The organism is Flagellimonas maritima, from assembly GCF_003269425.1.
Taxonomy (GTDB): Bacteria; Bacteroidota; Bacteroidia; order Flavobacteriales; family Flavobacteriaceae; genus Flagellimonas; species Flagellimonas maritima.
In genome coordinates, this window is the sequence record NZ_CP030104.1 from 3,039,646 (window position 1) to 3,058,585 (window position 18,940).

The following is an 18,940-nucleotide window of genomic DNA, read 5'->3' on the forward strand; positions in this document are numbered from 1 at the left end:
TGTACCTTAATTGCAAGTAATATTTTGAACAAACTTTTAGAAAATCAAAATTTTAAATTCCTATGTACCCATCAAATAGGTTTTTAACCCTTCGTATGAATTTATTTTAATGGATTCTTTTTCCCTGTTTATTACTTTTTGGATTTGAGGGGGAATTTTTGGAGATATGTTCAATGTTTCTTCCACAGTAGCTAAAAACTTGACTGGGTGGGCCGTTTCCAAAAAGATTCCGAATGTATTTGGATTCTTTTTTTGGTACTTTTTTAAACCAAGATATCCCACCGCTCCATGGGGGTCCACCACGTATTCGGATTTGGAATAGATTTCTTTCATGGCATCTTTGGTCTCTTCATCTGAAAACGAAAAAGAGGAAAGATTTTTCTTGAGCTCTACAAGGTCATTCCCGTACAGTTGTCTTATGCGTACAAAGTTGCTGGGATCCCCAACATCCATAGCATTGGAAATCGTTGCTATTGAAGGAACTGGATTATAAGCTCCACTATGCATAAATTTTGGAACCACATCATTGACATTAGTAGCTGCTACAAAGTGTTTGACGGGCATACCCATTTTTTGGGCCACCATTCCAGCACAAACATTTCCAAAATTACCGGACGGTATGGAGAAAACAATTTCTTTGCCTTTGGACTTAGCTTGTTTAAAGGCGAATAAAAAATAAAATAATTGTGGTAGCCATCTCGCTACATTTATACTGTTGGCCGATGTCAATTTTTTTAAAGCCGTAATTTCAGCATCCAAAAAAGCGGATTTTACCATCTTTTGGCAGTCGTCAAAAGTACCATCAACTTCCATTGCAATGATATTTTGTCCCAAAGTGGTGAGCTGTTTTTCTTGTATATCGCTTACTTTACCACTGGGGTACAGTATGACCACATTTACTCTTTTTACTCCCAAAAAACCATTGGCTACCGCTCCTCCTGTATCACCGGAAGTAGCAACAAGAACAGTGACTTCATTGCTTTCATTTTTGGAAAAATACCCTAAACAATTGGCCATAAATCGTGCACCAACATCTTTAAAGGCCATAGTAGGGCCGTGAAATAGCTCAAGAGTGGCAATATCTTCTTGAATTTCTACCACGGGAAAGTCAAAATCCAAAACGTTTTTCAAGATATCCTTTAAAATACTATCTGGGATATCGGCACTCACAAATTGATGAATTGCCCTAAAAGCTATTTCATGATTGGAACAGGTCTCGATCTTCTCAAAGAAATCTGCCGCTAACGGAGTAATTTTTTCTGGAAAGTAGAGTCCTTTATCTGGAGCGATTCCTGCTATAACGGCTTCTTTGAACGAAGCTTGATTGTGATTGTTAGTTAAGCTGTAGAATTTCATTGACTTTTAAAATTGACGAATGACGGATGACAAATGACGGAAGAATCTATAAAGAATCATTTAATATTTTTTTTAAAGGCACTCATCATGTTCATAAGATGGAATGCTTCATTATATAGTTCGACAAACTTGACTTCGTCAATGTATTTTCTTCTTTTTGCTTTGAATAAGCAGGTTACTACCTCGGCTAATGAACGAATGGAATACCCCATAAACTTTCTTTGTTCGGGATTTGATTGCCCAATTGAACCTTCGGAAATATTTAAAGCTATTGAATCAGAGGCTCTACAAATTTGCGATGCTAAATTAAATTTTTCTCGTTCAGGAAATTTAAGGGCTAGTCGGTCAATTACTTCTCCAAAGTCCATAGCCTTTTGCCAAATATTTAGCTTTTCGAATTTAAACTTGTCCATTCATAAAAGTTTTATTTGAGGTCGTAGTAGTTCGTTTTTAATTTTTAGTGCTATAAGTCATCAGTCATCGGTCATCGGTCATCGGTCATCGGTCATCCTTTTCACCCCCTCCACATTGATCTTCGACACATGAATATCAAAATCAACACCTATAGCTTTATACGTTTCTTTCATAGCATCGGCTACTTGTAAAGCGGTATGCTCACCTTTGCTCAATGTGAAAATCGATGGGCCAGAACCAGAAATGCCACAACCCAAGGCTCCAGCTTCTCTAGTATTTATTTTTATTGCATCAAAACCTGGAATCAAAATAGAACGTATGGGCTCAACGATATAATCTTGTAACGACCTCCCTATTAAGCTATAGTCGTTCTGGAAAAGCCCGGCCACAAGTCCACCAACATTGCCCCATTGTCGGATACCTTTTTCCAGCGTAATGGTAGTCTTTAAGATTTTTCTGGAATCCGATGTTTTTATTTCTATTTGCGGATGAATTACGGTGGCAAATAATTCTTCAGGTGTGGGAATTGAAATAATATCCAAAGGCTGATAACTTCGAACCAATGTAAATCCACCATAAATGGCAGGTGCCACATTATCTGCGTGCGCAACGTCGCTTGCCAATTTTTCACCTTGCATGGCAAATTGGACCAATTCCAGATTTGAAAAAGGTTTGCCTAAAAGCTGATTCATGGCCCACACTGCCCCTGCCGAACTTGCAGCACTGCTTCCGATTCCACTACCTGGTTTGATTTTTTTGTCTATTTCTATTTCAAATCCACCTTGATAATCGCTCTTTTCCAATAACGCCAATCCTGCTACACCGGAAACATTTTTATTGGTCTCCATTGGGAGTTGCTGTCCTTTTATTTTAGTAATGAATACCCCTTTTTCCGAAGTTTTCCTTACAATCATTTCATCCCCTACGGAATCCAATGCCAATCCTAAAACATCGAATCCACAAGAAACATTGGCAATGGTCGCCGGACAAAAAACCTTTAGTTCTTCCATTATTAGAAGTTTCCGATTCGTATAATATCAGCAAAGATACCAGATGCAGTAACTTCGGCACCGGCACCGGCACCTTTTATGATCAAGGGTTGGTCTGGATAGCGTTCGGTATAGAACAGGACAATGTTGTCGCTTCCCTCTAGATTATAAAAATCATGTCCGATAGGTATTTTTTGAAGTCCCACTTTAGCTTTTCCATTCTCAAACTGTGCTACGTATTTCAGTTTACTGTTTTCGTCCTTGGCATCTTTATAGGTTTTTTGGAATTCAGTCTCATTCTTTTTCAATGTTTCAAAAAATTCATCGTTAGAATTCGTTTTCAAACTTTCTTCTGGTAAAAACGAATCACTTACGATTTCATTCATATCCAACTGGTGACCACTTTCCCGTGCCAAAATGAGAATTTTTCGCATAACATCGACGCCACTGAGGTCTATGGTCGGGTCGGGCTCGGTATATCCTTCTTCCTGCGCTTGTTTTACGATATCGTGAAAGGAGACCGAATCATTAAAATTATTAAAGATAAAGTTTAAACTGCCCGATAGAACAGCTTGTATCTTGTTCACCTTATCTCCAGAAGCTATTAGATGTTTTAGCGTGTCTATGATTGGAAGCCCAGCACCAACATTAGTTTCAAACAAAAAAGGGGAATTGTATTGTGTTGCAAGTTTTTTAAGTTGTTTATAATAAGTATAATCGGAAGAACAGGCAATTTTGTTGCAAGTAACAACGGAAATACTGTTCTTCAAATACTTGGCATAGCTCAACGAAACTTCCTCGCTAGCGGTATTGTCAACAAATACACTGTTACGATAGTTCAACTCCCTTATCTTATCAAAAAACAAAGACTTGTCCGCTTTTTTTCCATTTGCCAGATTCGATTCCCAATCTTTTAAAGATATACCGTCTTCATCAAAATACATGGTTCTGGAATTGCTTATTCCAATGACACGTACATTCAACTTGAGCTCTTGCTTTAGGTATTTTCTTTGTTGTTTTATTTGATCAAGAAATTTTGAGCCGACGTTTCCAACACCCATAACAAATAAATTGAGCTGCTTTATATTCTCTTCAAAGAATATTTCGTGTAGTGCGTTAAGTGCTTTTTTTACATCGTTTTTTAGAATTACTGCAGAAATATTACGCTCGGATGCCCCTTGGGCAATAGCTCTTATATTGACATTGTTTTTTCCAAGTGTACTGAACATTTTACCACTCAATCCTTGATGACTTTTCATGTTATCGCCGACCAAAGCAACAATGGCCAAGTCTTTTTCCACGATTACTGGCTTTATTTTATGACTGGCTATTTCGTAGGTAAAAGCATCGTTTACGCTATTGACCGCCTTTTCCACATCAGTATCGGAAATACAAACACAGATGGAATGTTCCGATGAAGCCTGCGTAATAAGAACTACGCTAATATCCTCTTGGGAAAGTGTTTCAAAAAAACGTTTGGATATTCCAGGAATACCTACCATACCGGGACCTTCCAAAGAAAGCAGGCTAATCCCGCCCACATGGCTTATCCCCCTAACGGTTTTTCCGTTACCATTGGTGTTTTTGGTAATTTGGGTTCCCTCGTCCTCAGGGCTGAACGTGTTCTTTATCACTATTGGGATTCCTTCGTTCAATACAGGTTGAATTGTAGGCGGATATAGTACTTTGGCCCCAAAATGGGAAAGCTCCATGGCCTCTTCGTAGCTTAATCGGGATACTGACTTTGCTTGTTTCACCAATTTTGGATTAGCTGTGTACATACCACTTACATCTGTCCAAATCTCTAGGATATCCACTTTCTCCGCAGCTGCTATAATTGCTGCGGTATAGTCCGAGCCTCCTCTTCCCAGAGTAGTGGAATCGTTGGCACCGCTTGAGGATACAAATCCCGGTAGTATCGTAATCCTTTGCTGTGCCGTTTTAAAATAAGCATTGCAATTATGGACAGTGGTATCAAATTGTACATTTGCTTTTCCAAAATTCGCATCTGTTTTTATGAGTTCCCGTGTATCCTTATACGCAGCATCCAGCCCTTCGGCCTTAAAAAACTCTGCAATGATAAAGGAGGATAACAGCTCACCATAGCTCACTATTTTATCAGATAGCTTTGGGGTAAGTTCGCCAATTAGAAATGAGCCTTCCAATAGTGTTTCAAGAGTATTCAAATCACTTTTTACCTTGCTCAAAATCGTACTTTGTTCTTTTACAGGTATAAGCTTCCTTATGGTTTCAAAATGCCTATCCTCAATTTCTTTAAACCCTTTTTTATAGGATAAATCCTGATTTGAGGCGTATTCAGAGGTATTCAGCAATAAATCGGTCACCCCCCCAAAAGCAGATACTACAACAGCTATTTTTTCTGAAGCTTCGTTTTGAATTATGGCTTTGACCTGATTAATATTTTCTGGATTGGCTACGGAAGTGCCACCAAATTTTAAGACTTTCATGTGTGATCGGTATATGGAAAAATAATATGATTAATGGACGGACGGAAACAATTATGCAATTACCCCAAAGGGGTAATGGTAGTAAAAGCGAAGATGGATGAAATTGATTTCATCAATGGTGTATTTATATCCGTTTGTTTAGTTTGCATAATTCAATATGGATGTCAAATGTAGTACTTTTGATTGCTTTCCCAAATCATTCTAAAATTTTTGCGAAATATATAGTAATAATCAATTTTTCTTATTGAATGAAAATTTTAACTGCAAAACAAATCTATGAAGCTGATAAATTCACAATTAAAAAACAGGGAATACGTAGCGATGAGCTTATGGAGAGGGCTGCTATTGGAATCTTTGACTGGATACATTCTAGGTTGCAAGGTGCCAATGTAAATATTCAATTGTTCTGTGGCATTGGGAACAATGGAGGTGATGGAATCGCACTTGCAAGGCATCTCAAAGAAAATGATTATTCCATTCAAGTTCATGTCGTGAATTATAGTGAGAAACGGTCCAAGGACTTTCTTCTGAACCTTGAACGGTTAAAAGACAGAAAAATATGGCCGAATTTCATCAAAGAGAAAAGTGCTTTACCGAACATTTCACCAGATGATATCGTGGTCGATGCTATTTTTGGAATAGGATTGAACAGAGCACCACATTTTTGGGTTTCAAAACTTATAGAACACATTAATGTTTCGTCTGCATTTGTACTTTCCGTGGACATCCCGTCTGGATTGCCATGCCATAGAATTCCATGGGATACGGAAAACGTGATTAGGGCAAACTATGTACTCAGTTTTCAAGTCCCTAAATTGGTATTTTTTCTTCCCGAAACAGGAATCTATCAAAACCAATGGGAAATCCTTGACATTGGATTGGATCCCGAATATTTGGATGCGACAGCAACAGATTATGAATTGATTGGTAAAAATGAAGTATTGCCCATGTATAAACAGCGAACAAAGTTTTCGCATAAAGGTACCTATGGGCATGCTGTGATTATTGGTGGGGGTTACGGGAAAATTGGAGCGGTACAATTGGCTAGCAATGCATGTTTATCCACTGGTTGTGGTTTGGTTTCAGCTTTTGTTCCTGAATGCGGGTATCATTCGTTACAGACCGCGGTGCCGGAAATTATGGTTCTGACTGACGACGATGATGAAAATATATCAGCAATTGACCTTTCATTTACACCTAATGTTATTGGGGTAGGTATGGGGATGGGAACCAAGGAAATTACCCAAAAAGCCTTTGAATTTTTCTTAAGAAAAAATACAGCTCCTTTAGTTATAGATGCTGATGGACTCAATATATTGGCAAAGCAACCGAGCTTGCTGAAATACCTCCCTAAAAATTCGGTGTTAACTCCTCATCCAAAGGAGTTGGAGCGTTTGATAGGTGAATGGTCAGATGATTTTGATAAACTTGAAAAAGCAAAAATTTTTTCTACGGAAAATGATTGTATCATAGTTATTAAAGGTGCGCATAGCATAATAATCCACAAGGATAAGGGCTTTGTGAATACTACAGGGAATCCAGGCATGGCGACTGCTGGAAGCGGGGATGTTTTGACAGGTATGATAACGGGTCTTATAGCCCAAGGATATACTCCATTAAATGCTGCTATCTTTGGAGTTTACCTTCACGGTCTAGCTGGTGACATCGGTGTGACTTCAAAAGGTTACGAATCTTTAAAAGCTTCCGGAATAATTGAAAATATTGGGAAGGCCTATATTGAGATATTAAAATCTCCTGAAGATGTTCCCATTAGAAAAGAAACCTAACTTGAAGTTTTCTTTTTATTTCTTTTCAATCTTTTTTTGACCCATACCAATGCATTATCATATTCAATAAAGAACTCCATATTCTTTTTATAGAATAGCTTCTCTATCTTAAAGTTGTGCATGTCTATTTCTTTTTTGGAAACAATGGCAAACGCCTTTAAATTTTCCAACCCTCTCAAGTAATTATAGATTGTTGGGTCTACAGCGTATGAATTCTTACGAAGGCTTATATATCCAAAATCTTTATCCCTGAAATGTATTTCGGATATACCGATAATTTGATACGCTCGTTCCAGCGTTAAAGTGGCGCCTTCCTCAAAAGTAGAAACCATGTAGTCATCAAAAACTTGAATACTACCGATATCCAATTGGTACTCGCGCAGAACATTGGCTTTCTTCGTAGAAGCAATTTTCATCCCCAAATAATTATAGTGTCTCGTGGACGAAAATATGTGTAACATAAGAGGGTTTGAAAAATATTAGATTAAAGGCGCAAATATCGTTTGTACGGCAAGTTTGGTAAGGAAACAAAAAATGCCGACAAACTTGTCGGCATTTTTTATAGTGGAATTATTTTGATTATTCTGCCTTTGGCGTTTTTTCCGGTTTTTTTATTTTAATAGTGAGTTCTTCCTTTTTCTCATCTAAATCCATAAAAATACTATCACCTTCTTCAAGCTTCGAGTTTACGATTTCTTCAGCTAGAGCGTCTTCAATATACTTCTGAATTGCTCTTTTAAGGGGTCTTGCACCGTATTGTTTATCAAAACCTTTTTCAGCAATATAATCCTTCGCTTTTTTAGTAAGATCAAGAGTATATCCAATATCCTTGATCCTGCCGAATAGTTTATCAAGTTCAATATCTATAATTTTATGAATATCCTCTCTTTCCAAAGAATTAAATACGATAACATCGTCAATTCTGTTCAAGAATTCCGGAGCAAACGCTTTTTTAAGAGCATTCTCAATAACACTTTTTTGATGTGTATCGGCCTGGGCCTTTTTTGCTGCTGTTCCAAACCCCACGCCTTGTCCAAAATCCTTTAATTGTCTGGCTCCTATATTTGAGGTCATTATAATTATTGTATTCCTAAAGTCTATCTTTCTACCGAGACTGTCCGTAAGGAAGCCATCGTCCAAAACTTGCAAAAGCATATTAAAAACGTCTGGGTGCGCTTTTTCGACCTCATCCAATAAAATAACGGAATACGGTTTTCTGCGGACCTTTTCAGTTAATTGACCACCCTCTTCATATCCAACATATCCTGGAGGTGCACCAACCAATCTCGATATGGCAAACTTTTCCATGTATTCGCTCATATCAATTCTTATAAGTGCATCTTCGGAATCAAAAAGTTCCTTTGCGAGAATTTTTGCCAACTGTGTTTTGCCCACTCCCGTTTGTCCCAAGAAAATAAAGGAACCAATAGGTTTGTTGGGGTCTTTGAGCCCAGCTCTATTGCGCTGAATTGCTTTTGCAACTTTGGACACAGCATTGTCCTGTCCTATGACAAATCCTTTGATCAACTCGGGTAACTCCGCCAATTTGTTGCTTTCGGTCTGTGCTATCCTATTTACGGGTATGCCGCTCATCATTGAAACTACATCGGCTACATTATCCTCGGAAACAGTTTCCCTGTGCAGTTTACTTTCTTCTTCCCAGTGTTCTTGGGCAGAAGCCAGTTCTTTTTCTAGACGTTTTTCATCATCACGAAGTTTTGCAGCTTCTTCATATTTTTGTTTTTTGACAACACTGTTCTTGAGTTCGCGAACATCATCTAACTGGTTTTCAAGCTCCAATATTTGTTTTGGCACATCCATATTTATGATATGTACTCTTGAACCTGCCTCGTCAAGTGCATCAATGGCTTTGTCCGGCAAAAAACGATCGGTCATATAACGATTCGTTAATTTTACACAGGCCAAAATAGCTTCATCCGTATAATTTACGTTATGGTGATCTTCATATTTACCTTTGATGTTCATTAAGATTTCAATGGTCTCCTCAACGGTGGTAGGTTCTACCATTACCTTTTGAAAACGACGTTCCAAAGCACCATCTTTTTCGATGTACTGGCGGTATTCATCGAGAGTGGTAGCACCAATACATTGAATTTCACCTCTTGCAAGTGCCGGTTTGAACATATTTGATGCATCCAAACTTCCAGTGGCACCACCTGCACCCACAATGGTATGTATCTCATCAATGAACAAAATGATATCGTCATTTTTCTCCAGTTCGTTCATTACCGCTTTCATTCGTTCCTCAAATTGCCCACGGTATTTTGTACCTGCGACCAATGATGCAAGATCCAACGTAACGACTCTTTTATTATAAAGAATTCTGGAGACCTTTTTATTTATGATTCTAAGGGCTAAGCCTTCGGCAATGGCACTTTTGCCCACACCGGGTTCGCCAATCAATAATGGGTTGTTTTTCTTTCTTCTACTTAAAATTTGAGAAACTCTTTCTATTTCTTTTTCCCGTCCAACAACAGGGTCCAATTTATTTTCCTCAGCTAATTTGGTCAAGTCGCGCCCAAAATTATCCAGAACAGGAGTTTTGGATTTTTTTGTTCCTTTTTGTGAAGATCCAGAACCAAAAGAGCCTTCTTTTGAATCTCCTAAATCCTCGGGGTCACTTGAAAATGATTCGGCTTGTGGCGAATCCAAATAATCATCATCACTTGTAATCATGGATTTAAACTGCTCTTTAACATTATCATAGTCAACCTTAAGCTTGTGTAAAAGCTTTGTTGTGGGATCGTTCTCGTTTCTAAGGATACATAGCAAAAGGTGCGCAGTATTTATTGAGGAACTTTGAAAAAGTTTAGCTTCAAGAAAAGTTGTCTTAAGAGCTCGTTCTGCTTGTCTTGTTAAGTGCAGATTTTTTTTATCTTTTTGTATTGTTCCCGTATTTGGATTGGCAGGACTTAAGATTTCAACCTTTCTTCTAAGGTGGTCTAAATCAACATCCAATGCATCAAGAATATTTATTGCCTTGCCATTACCATCCCTTAACAGCCCCAACATTAAATGTTCGGTTCCTATAAAATCATGTCCCAATCTAAGGGCCTCCTCTTTGCTATACGCTATTACGTCTTTTACTCTAGGGGAAAAATTATCATCCATACGTTTCCTTTTCAGCAATTAAAATTAATAAAAGTATTGTTACCGTAGTCAAATACTATACCCATATTCGATAAACTAGTATTAATTGTCGAAATAAAGAGCACTTTCATCGCTGTTTAACAAAGCTTTATTATTATTTTGAGATCGAGAGTAATACTGTTGATAATTTTTTTAATAAAGTAAGTTACAAGTGTTTTGAAAGGTGTGATTTTGCGTATATTGCCATGATATTTTAACCACAAAAGCAACAAGATTTTAGCATGGCGGAAGGCGAAAAGTTAATTCCTATCAACATTGAAGATGAGATGAAATCTGCCTACATTGATTATTCAATGTCGGTCATTGTGTCACGTGCCCTGCCAGATGTGCGGGACGGACTTAAACCAGTTCACCGAAGAGTGTTATTTGGAATGCACGAATTGGGTGTTAGATCATCTAGTTCACATAAAAAATCTGCACGTATTGTTGGTGAGGTTTTGGGTAAATACCACCCTCACGGCGATACATCTGTTTATGACAGTATGGTGCGTATGGCCCAAGAATGGAGTTTAAGGTACATGCTTGTAGATGGCCAAGGTAACTTTGGCTCTGTGGATGGCGATAGTCCTGCAGCAATGCGTTACACGGAGGCACGTATGCGTAAAATCGCTGATGAGATGTTGGCGGATATTGATAAGGACACGGTTGATCACCAGCTAAATTTTGACGATTCGCTCAAAGAACCTACGGTACTGCCTGCCCGTGTACCAAATTTATTGGTCAATGGAGCATCCGGTATTGCAGTGGGTATGGCAACCAATATGCCACCTCATAACTTATCAGAAGTAGTGGATGGAACTATTGCCTATATTGAGAATAGTGACATTGAAATAGATGAATTGATCACCCATATAAAAGCCCCTGATTTTCCAACAGGTGGTATTATTTATGGATATGATGGTGTTAAAGAAGCCTTTCATACAGGTAGGGGTAGGGTAATGATGCGGGCCAAGGCCACTTTTGAAGAAGTTCAAGGCAGAGAGTGCATTATCGTTACCGAAATACCATATCAGGTCAATAAAGCTGATATGATAAAAAAGACGGCCGACCTAGTCAATGATAAAAAAATAGAAGGAATTTCCACTATACGTGATGAATCCGATAGAAAGGGAATGCGAATCGTTTACATTTTAAAGCGTGACGCAATTCCAAATATTGTTCTTAATACGCTTTATAAATATACAGCACTTCAATCTTCTTTTAGTGTAAATAATATTGCTCTAGTTAAAGGAAGACCACAACTGCTCAACCTGAAGGAGATTATCCACCATTTTGTAGAGCATAGGCACGAGGTTGTTGTGCGTAGGACCAAATATGACCTTAGAAAAGCAGAAGATCGCGCACATATTTTAGAAGGTCTCATTATTGCTTCTGACAATATTGATGAGGTAATAGCGATAATCAGGGCTTCCTCTAATGTGGAAGAGGCCAGAAATAGCCTGATGGAGCGTTTTAAACTTACAGAGGTCCAAGCAAAGGCCATTGTTGAAATGCGATTGCGACAACTTACCGGTTTAGAACAAGATAAGCTTCGAGAAGAATATGATGAGTTGTTGAAAACCATAGAGGATTTAAAAGATATCCTTGCTAGAAAAGACCGTAGAATGCAAATCATAACTGATGAGCTTTTGGAGGTCAAGGAAAAATATGGTGATGAACGCAGATCGGAAATAAATTTCGCAGGTGGCGATTTGAGCATCGAGGACATGATTCCTGATGAGCAAGTTGTTATCACAATTTCCCATGCCGGTTATATTAAAAGAACTCCTCTTACCGAATACAAAACCCAAAATAGGGGAGGGGTCGGCCAAAAAGCCTCTTCAACACGAAATGAGGATTTCTTAGAGCATTTGTTTGTGGGAACCAATCACCAATATATGTTGTTCTTCACGCAGAAAGGAAAATGCTTCTGGATGCGGGTATATGAAATTCCAGAAGGCAGTAGAACTTCTAAAGGAAGGGCCATTCAGAATTTGGTCAATATAGAGCAAGATGATAAGGTCAAGGCTTTTATCTGTACCCAAGACTTGAAAGATGAAGATTACGTGAACAGTCATTATGTAATCATGGCAACAAAGAAAGGAAACGTAAAGAAAACATCTTTGGAGCAGTATTCGAGACCACGCCAAAATGGGATCAATGCCATAACCATTAAAGATGAAGACGAATTGCTCGAAGCTAAGTTGACAACGGGAACCAGCCAAATCTTGCTGGGCTTAAAATCTGGTAAAGCAATACGTTTTGAGGAGAGCAAAACCAGGCCCATGGGAAGAAATGCCTCTGGAGTTAGGGGTATTAGACTGGCCAATGATAAAGACGAAGTCATAGGAATGGTATCTGTCCATAATTTTGAGGACGATATCCTTGTGGTCTCTGAAAATGGATACGGAAAGCGTTCCACTATTGATGATTACAGGGTCACCAACAGAGGTGGAAAAGGTGTAAAAACTATTTCCATTACTGATAAAACAGGTGGTTTGGTGGCTATAAAAAATGTATCGGATACAGATGATTTGATGATTATAAACAAGTCTGGAATCGCGATTCGTACAAGTGTCGAAGATCTTCGTGTAATGGGAAGAGCTACACAAGGTGTCAGGCTTATCAATCTTAAGGACAGTGATTCTATTGCTGCCGTAGCAAAAGTTATGAAGGATGAAGATGCAGTTGAAGAAACAGATATTCTTGATTTAGAGGTTAATGGTGAAGATGGCACGGCAATTGATAATGATACCAACGAAACAAAAGAATAAATCAATAAACACTAATAATTATAATCAATTTCAAAATGAAGACTAAAGTTTTTATACTACTACTCACCCTAGGAGTTTCCATGATTGGATTCTCCCAAAAGAATGAAATAAAAGCAGCGGAAAAGGCATTAAAAAATGGTGATTCCGCGAGTGCTAAAACTGCACTTGAGGGAGCTGCGTCGCTAATTGATGCGGCTGATGAAAAAACACAGGCACAATATTATGCCGTAAGGGGTAATATTTATGCAGACCTTGCTAAAAAAGGAGATGCCACTGCATTTCAACCAGCAATTGACTCCTATAAGAAAGTAATCTCTATTGAAGAAGCAAGTGGAAAGGAAAAATATACCACTGTTGCTGCACAAAGTTTATCCCAAATGACCGCGGATTTGGTGAATGCAGCTGTAGAGGATAATAACAACAAGAAATTTGAAGAGGCAGCAGAAAAATTATATTTGGGTTATCAACTGAGTCCAAAAGATACCATTTATCTATATTATGCGGCTAGTAGCGCAGTAAACGGTCAGAGCTATGATAAGGCACTTACGTACTACAATGAATTAAAAGAAATAGGTTATGATGGGAGCGGAGTGACCTATACCGCCATAAATATTGAAAGCGGTGAGGTTGAAACAATGGATAAAACTACAAGAGACCTATATGTAAAGGCAGGAACCCACAAGGATCCAAAAGAAGAAAGAACACCTTCCAAAACATCTGAAATTGTAAAGAATATTGCACTCATTTACCAACAATTGGGTGACAATGAGAAGGCATTGGCCGCTTATGCAGATGCCAGGGCCGTTGAACCTGATGATGTAAACCTTGTTTTGGGACAGGCCAATCTACATTATGCAATGGGCGATAAAGACAAATTTAAGGAGTTGATGGCAGAAGCTTCCGCAATGGCTCCAGATAATGCTGATTTACTCTATAACATCGGTGTTATTAATATGGAACAAGGTAATTTGGAAGAGGCTAGGGATGCCTATAAGAAAACATTGGCTATAGACCCAGGTTACATCAACGCCCTTCTGAATCTTTCAACAACTTACGTTAATGAGGGCAATGCCCTTATTGATGAAATGAACGCCTTAGGAAACTCAAGAGCGGATATCGCCAGATATGAAGAACTGAAGGAAAAAAAGGACGATTTGTTTCAAGAGGGTGCAAGAATACTGGAGGATGCTTTAAAAACCAATCCAGATAATCAAGGTATATTATCTCAATTAAAGAACATCTATGGTGCGCTTGGGGATACGGAAAATTTTATGCGCATGAAAAAACTAATGGGAGAAGAATAGTAAGTATTTCCCATAATCTAAAAAAAGCCCTGATGAAAACCATCAGGGCTTTTTTTAGATTACCTTTTTAATTACTCTGAGCTTATGGGTGTAGCGTTTTTCATGAGTATTGAATATTCCCGTATGGTCTATTCTGTCAATACGTACATGACCGTGAACATGAATGATATAATTATCCTTTAAAATAATTCCAACATGATCAATTATACCTTCTGGATTGTCGAAAAAAGCTAAATCCCCAGGTTCGCTCTCTTCAATAAAGCTTAAGGCCTCCCCCTGTTTTGATTGTTCTGCTGAACTCCGCTTTAACTGATATCCGTTTACTTTGTATACCATTTGGGTCAATCCGGAACAATCAATTCCAAAAGGCGTTTTTCCACCCCACATATATGGAGCTCCAAGATATAAAAGTGCTGTATCCACCAAACCTGATTTTGGTTTCTTCCCTTTTATATGTTCTCCCTCAAATTTATGCTTTAAGAATTGCGAACTGGAAACAATGGAACCCATTATAATAGGTATAAATAAACCGTTTTCTGTATCAATGTGCGAAATTATATCAGATGAGAATTTATGATTTTGAGTTGCATCCAATTTTTGAAAATCACTTTCAAGAATATTGGTAAATTGATCGTTAATTACCCAACCTTCGCAAGCATCATGGGAGATACGAATTCTGCTCCATTTCTTTCTGCTTTCCAAAACCTTAAAATAATCTCCATATAAGAGTTGTGAAATGATTTCTTCACTATCGTCTGGAAGAATTCTAATAGGAACAATACTTAAATGGCAAACACCATATCGCATTTATTTCTTGACTTGGTTGGATTAATTTCTTTCTAAAACAATTGCAGAGGCACCACCACCACCATTGCAAATGGCTGCAGCTCCTAATTTAGCATTGTTCTGTTCAAGGACATTAAGCAACGTAATCGTGATTCTTGCTCCAGAACAACCAAGTGGATGGCCCAAGGAAACAGCACCACCGTTAACATTTACGTTGGAGTCATTTAATCCTAGAAGCTTCATGTTTGCTAGTCCAACAACTGAAAATGCTTCATTAAACTCAAAATAATCTACTTCTTTTATCGATATGCCTGCTCTATCCAATGCTTTGGGTAAAGCTTTTGCAGGTGCTGTTGTGAACCATTCCGGTTCGTGGGCCGCATCGGCATAGCCTTTTATGGTTGCCAAGGGTTTAATATCCATTTCAGAAGCTTTTTTGGCGCTCATGAGTACTACAGCTGCTGCACCATCATTTATAGTGGATGCATTTGCTGCCGTAACTGTACCATCTTTTGTAAAAGCAGGTCGTAACGCAGGAATTTTTTCCATTTTAACGTTGGTAAACTCTTCGTCTTTGGTTACGATTACCGGTTTACCTCTTCGTTGTGGAACCTCTACTGGGATTACTTCATTGTCAAATTTTCCATCTTCCCATGCTTTCGCAGATCTTTCATATGATTGGATAGCAAAGTTATCTTGGTCTTCCCTGCTGAAGTTGTGTTCAACTGCACATGCATCGGCACATACACCCATGGCGTTTTGATCATAAGCATCGACCAAACCGTCTTTTTGCATTCCATCAATCATTGTGGCAGGTCCAAACTTTAGACCATTCCTCATGTAAGAATAATGAGGGATAAGACTCATATTTTCCATTCCCCCCGCAACCACAATAGAATTTTCTCCCAATGCAATGGATTGGGCTGCTTGCATGATGGCCTTCATCCCAGATGCGCAAACTTTATTTATAGTAGTACACGGAACAGTATTTGGAATACCTGCGTATATGGCAGCTTGTCTTGCAGGTGCCTGCCCTGTTCCTGCCTGTACAACATTGCCCATCAGCACTTCTTCTACTAGTTCTGGCTTTAAACCTATTTTTTCCAAAGCACTCTTAATTGCTATGGCGCCCAATTTTGGTGCAGGAACATTTGATAGTGCACCCATAAAACTACCTATCGGGGTTCTTACGGCAGAAACAATTACAACTTGATCCATATAAGCATATTTATTGTTGCGAAAATACTAAAATTAAACACAAAGATGCATGCATGACAGTGGGCACACTTCTTATTTATATTTTCTATTTTTGAACACAACTGCGCATCTAATGGGAAAAACTTTGGACAATGTTTATAAAAATCAATCAATTGCTTATAAGTATCTTCTTTATTTAGTTTCCGTTGCCCTTATCGTATTCTTTTTCCCCAAGGGAGGAAAGTTCAAATATGAATTTCAAAAAGGAAAGCCTTGGCAGTATGAAAACTTATATGCACCAATAGATTTTTCCTTAAAAAAGACCGAAGAAGAACTATCGCAAGAAAGACAGGCCATTAAAAACAACAAAGCTGATTATTATGATTATGATGCTTCTGTAGCATTGGAAATAAAAAAGGAGTTAGAAAAAGAATTGAAAGACCTACTAGCACAAAGTTCCAATTCTGACCCACAGAAAAAATTGTTGCAAAATACAGCCTCGGAAACTATAGATGATATTTATGAAATTGGAGTATTTCAACAAAAACCAGTTTCCAATTCTATTTTACTTGTTGAAAACAATGAAGCCAAACAAATGGTTTCCAACAACCTCTTAGATTTAGATGAGGCAAAACAAAATCTTACAGAAATACTAAGTAACAAGAAAATCCTATCGGAAAATCTTATTGGACGAGCGGTGGACAAAAGTCTAAAAGCAAATGCTTTTTATAACAAAGCTCTCACTGAAAAGGCCTTGGAAGAAGAACTTTCTAAAATCTCTGTTACAAGAGGTGAAATCTCCGAGGGTAGACTTATTGTGGCAAAAGGAGAGGTGGTTGAAGCGGAGAACTTTAAAATTCTCAATTCATTAAAAGAAGAGTATGAATCTGAACTGTGGAACGGCAACAATTCTTATTTTATTCTTTTGGGCTACATTATATTGGTAGCATTGGTATTGATAATGCTATTTCTTTTTATAAAAAAATACCGTAGTGAAATCTTTAACAACAACAATAAGGTCACTTTCATCTTTGTAAATATTCTGTTGATGGTATTTGCTACAACGCTAATGGTTAAAAATAATGAGAGCTACGTATATGTTGTTCCTTTATGTATTTTACCGTTGATATTGAAAAACTTTTTTGATGCAAGGTTGGGTTTGTTCGTGCACGTACTTACCGTACTTATATTAGGTTTTGTAGTGCCTAACAGTTTTGAATATATCTTTTTGCAGATAATAGCAGGTATCGTTACAATTTTAACTGCATCAGAACTTTACAAACGTGCCAATCTATTTATTTCGGTAGGTCAGATTACACTAATTTATATCATTGGTTATTTTGCGTTTCATGCAATTCATGAAGGGAATCTTGAAAATATAGAATGGATACTTTTTGGCATTTTTGTCTTGAACGGACTATTGACTCTCTTTGCGCAACCACTCATTTATATCTATGAAAAAATCTTTGGATTGATATCAGATGTTTCTTTATTGGAACTTTCGGATACCAATTCAAGATTATTAAAAGAGCTATCCGATAAGGCACCAGGAACTTTTCACCATTCTTTACAAGTTGCCAATTTAGCAGAGGCCGCGGCAAATGAAATAGGAGCCAATGCCATGTTGGTTAGGGTAGGAGCACTGTACCATGACATTGGAAAGATGCAAAAGCCCACTTTTTTTACGGAAAACCAAGTTACCAATGTAAATCCCCATGATGACCTACCACCAAAAGAGAGCGCCAAAATCATCATAGATCATGTAATAAAGGGAATTGAAATAGCTAGAAAAAATAAAATCCCCGACAGAATAATAGATTTTTTGCGGACGCATCATGGAACTACTTTGGTCTTTTACTTTTATAAGAAACAACAGGAACTGGAAAACGATGTTAATGAGGAAGACTTTAGATACCCTGGACCAATACCTTTTTCTAAGGAAACTGCTATTTTAATGATGGCCGATTCCGTTGAAGCTGCTTCCAAAAGTTTGAAAAATCCAACTTTTACAATTATCGATGAATTTGTAGAGAAAATAGTAAAAGGTCAGATGCAGGCCAATCAATTCTTAAATGCAAATATAACATTGAAAGAAATAGAGATGGTCAAAAAGGTTTTAAAGCAAAAATTGACCAATATTTATCACTTACGGATAGAATACCCCGATTGATTTCGCCCAATGAAATTTAAAGGCAAAAAAGTAGAAAAATAGTTGCGATGTTACAGATGAAAAGGTACATTTGCATCCGCATTTTTAGAGTGTACGTTCATAAAAAATGTTAGGAGAGGTGCCGGAGTGGTAACGGAGCAGATTGCTAATCTGTCGACGCGTAAGTGTCGCATGGGTTCGAGTCCCATTCTCTCCGCAATTTTTCTTGGAAATAAGAAATGATAACCATATCGGGGTGTAGCGTAGCCCGGTTATCGCGCCGCGTTTGGGACGCGGAGGTCGCAGGTTCGAATCCTGCCACCCCGACTTTAACATTTTAACCCTGATAATCAATTGATTATCAGGGTTTTGTTCTTCAGTAAACCTTCTAAAAAGTACTTTATCATATCAAAATCCTCTTAAAAAGTCAACAATCCGGACAACAAAATAATTCAGCCTACACAATGTATTGATATTAGGGAGACCGTGAAAAAGGTCATCGGGATAACAGGGTTATGCCGATACCACACAAATAATTATAAATCAATTAGTTACAGATTAAAAAA

The 18,940-nt window shown here is 37.9% G+C and carries 12 protein-coding genes and 2 tRNA genes; 6 read left to right on the top strand and 8 right to left on the bottom strand.

Annotation, left to right across the window (positions count from 1 at the left end; genetic code table 11):
- Positions 1 to 60: 60 nt before the first annotated feature.
- The 4 genes from thrC to thrA all read right to left on the bottom strand — a co-directional run bounded on the left by thrC (position 61) and on the right by thrA (position 5,227).
- Positions 61 to 1,356: a threonine synthase gene (thrC, locus tag HME9304_RS13540; protein WP_112379091.1), complete on the bottom strand. Its 1,296-nt coding sequence runs from the start codon at positions 1,354 to 1,356 to the stop codon at positions 61 to 63.
- A 56-nt stretch (positions 1,357 to 1,412) separates the two neighbouring features.
- Positions 1,413 to 1,769: a four helix bundle protein gene (locus HME9304_RS13545; protein ID WP_112379092.1), complete on the bottom strand. Its 357-nt coding sequence runs from the start codon at positions 1,767 to 1,769 to the stop codon at positions 1,413 to 1,415.
- A 78-nt stretch (positions 1,770 to 1,847) separates the two neighbouring features.
- A complete protein-coding gene (locus tag HME9304_RS13550) occupies positions 1,848 to 2,780 on the bottom strand; it encodes a homoserine kinase (protein WP_112379093.1) in 933 nt (310 codons plus the stop codon).
- Between the two features lie 2 nt (positions 2,781 to 2,782).
- The gene (gene thrA, locus HME9304_RS13555) at positions 2,783 to 5,227 is read right to left on the bottom strand and encodes a bifunctional aspartate kinase/homoserine dehydrogenase I (RefSeq protein ID WP_112379094.1); all 2,445 of its coding nucleotides are present in this window, start codon (positions 5,225 to 5,227) and stop codon (positions 2,783 to 2,785) included.
- 248 nt (positions 5,228 to 5,475) lie between these two features.
- Between thrA and HME9304_RS13560 the strand changes: the two genes are divergently transcribed.
- Complete coding sequence (locus HME9304_RS13560) at positions 5,476 to 7,014, top strand: NAD(P)H-hydrate dehydratase (RefSeq protein ID WP_112379095.1); 1,539 nt, start codon at positions 5,476 to 5,478, stop codon at positions 7,012 to 7,014.
- Here the strand turns inward: HME9304_RS13560 and HME9304_RS13565 are convergent.
- Both HME9304_RS13565 and HME9304_RS13570 read right to left on the bottom strand, forming a co-directional pair.
- Positions 7,011 to 7,475 (bottom strand): STAS/SEC14 domain-containing protein, encoded by a 465-nt coding sequence (locus HME9304_RS13565; RefSeq protein ID WP_417935234.1) that lies wholly within the window; start codon positions 7,473 to 7,475, stop codon positions 7,011 to 7,013. The genes HME9304_RS13560 and HME9304_RS13565 overlap by 4 nt on opposite strands.
- Before the next feature lie 118 nt (positions 7,476 to 7,593).
- Positions 7,594 to 10,146 carry an ATP-dependent Clp protease ATP-binding subunit gene (locus tag HME9304_RS13570; RefSeq protein WP_112379097.1) on the bottom strand — a complete coding sequence of 851 codons (2,553 nt, stop codon included), beginning with the start codon at positions 10,144 to 10,146 and terminating at the stop codon, positions 7,594 to 7,596.
- Positions 10,147 to 10,406: 260 nt separating this feature from the next.
- On the opposite strand from HME9304_RS13570, the gene gyrA reads away from it, so the two are divergent.
- The gene (gene gyrA, locus HME9304_RS13575) at positions 10,407 to 12,938 is read left to right on the top strand and encodes a DNA gyrase subunit A (RefSeq protein WP_112379098.1); all 2,532 of its coding nucleotides are present in this window, start codon (positions 10,407 to 10,409) and stop codon (positions 12,936 to 12,938) included.
- Positions 12,939 to 12,973: 35 nt separating this feature from the next.
- Positions 12,974 to 14,242 carry a tetratricopeptide repeat protein gene (locus tag HME9304_RS13580; RefSeq protein ID WP_112379099.1) on the top strand — a complete coding sequence of 423 codons (1,269 nt, stop codon included), beginning with the start codon at positions 12,974 to 12,976 and terminating at the stop codon, positions 14,240 to 14,242.
- A gap of 54 nt (positions 14,243 to 14,296) precedes the next feature.
- On the opposite strand, the gene HME9304_RS13585 is transcribed toward HME9304_RS13580, so the two are convergent.
- Entirely contained in the window at positions 14,297 to 15,049 is a 753-nt protein-coding gene (locus HME9304_RS13585) for a C40 family peptidase (protein ID WP_112379100.1), read from the bottom strand.
- 21 nt (positions 15,050 to 15,070) lie between these two features.
- Complete coding sequence (locus HME9304_RS13590) at positions 15,071 to 16,246, bottom strand: acetyl-CoA C-acyltransferase (protein WP_112379101.1); 1,176 nt, start codon at positions 16,244 to 16,246, stop codon at positions 15,071 to 15,073.
- A 112-nt stretch (positions 16,247 to 16,358) separates the two neighbouring features.
- Between HME9304_RS13590 and HME9304_RS13595 the strand changes: the two genes are divergently transcribed.
- The 3 genes from HME9304_RS13595 to HME9304_RS13605 all read left to right on the top strand — a co-directional run bounded on the left by HME9304_RS13595 (position 16,359) and on the right by HME9304_RS13605 (position 18,701).
- Complete coding sequence (locus tag HME9304_RS13595; RefSeq protein WP_112379102.1) at positions 16,359 to 18,395, top strand: HD family phosphohydrolase; 2,037 nt, start codon at positions 16,359 to 16,361, stop codon at positions 18,393 to 18,395.
- A 112-nt stretch (positions 18,396 to 18,507) separates the two neighbouring features.
- Positions 18,508 to 18,591: transfer RNA gene (locus tag HME9304_RS13600), tRNA-Ser, on the top strand.
- Positions 18,592 to 18,626: 35 nt separating this feature from the next.
- Positions 18,627 to 18,701 (top strand) — tRNA-Pro (locus HME9304_RS13605).
- Positions 18,702 to 18,940: the final 239 nt, after the last annotated feature.